Genomic DNA, 647 nt, shown 5'->3' with positions numbered 1-647 from the left:
AGCCTACCGTCTCATACGTACGGTAGGCTGTTTGTGCTTGGCGATGGCCATTCCGCACCGGGATGCATGTGCTTCGCAGCATACACATCCCGGTCGGCGTCTGAACCTACCACTAAAGCCGGGCCCACTCCATCGATTTGCTTCGATCCAATAGGTTCAGACACTCTCCCCTTGGGAGAGGGGGACGTATCCGCACAAACAACAAATAGCCTACCGTCTTATATGTACGGTAGGCTGTTTGTGCTTGGCGATGGCCATTCCGCACCGGGATGCATGTGCTTCGCAGCATACACATCCCGGTCGGCGTCTGAACCTACCACTAAAGCCGGGCCCACTCCATCGATTTGCTTCGATCCAATAGGTTCAGACACTCTCCCCTTGGGAGAGGGGGACGTATCCGCACAAACAACAAATAGCCTACCGTCTTATATGTACGGTAGGCTGTTTGTGCTTGGCGATGGCCATTCCGCACCGGGATGCATGTGCTTCGCAGCATACACATCCCGGTCGGCGTCTGAACCCACCTCTAAGGCCGGGCCCACTTCATCGACTTACTCCGATATAAAGGTTCAGACACTCTCCCACCAAGGGAGAGGGGGACGTACCCGCACAAACAACAAAAAACCTACCGTCTCATACGTACGGTA

The sequence above is a fragment of the Paenibacillus oryzae genome, from assembly GCF_001675045.1.
Lineage (GTDB): Bacteria > Bacillota > Bacilli > Paenibacillales > Paenibacillaceae > Pristimantibacillus > Pristimantibacillus oryzae.
Note: the sequence above shows the minus strand (reverse complement) of the source record.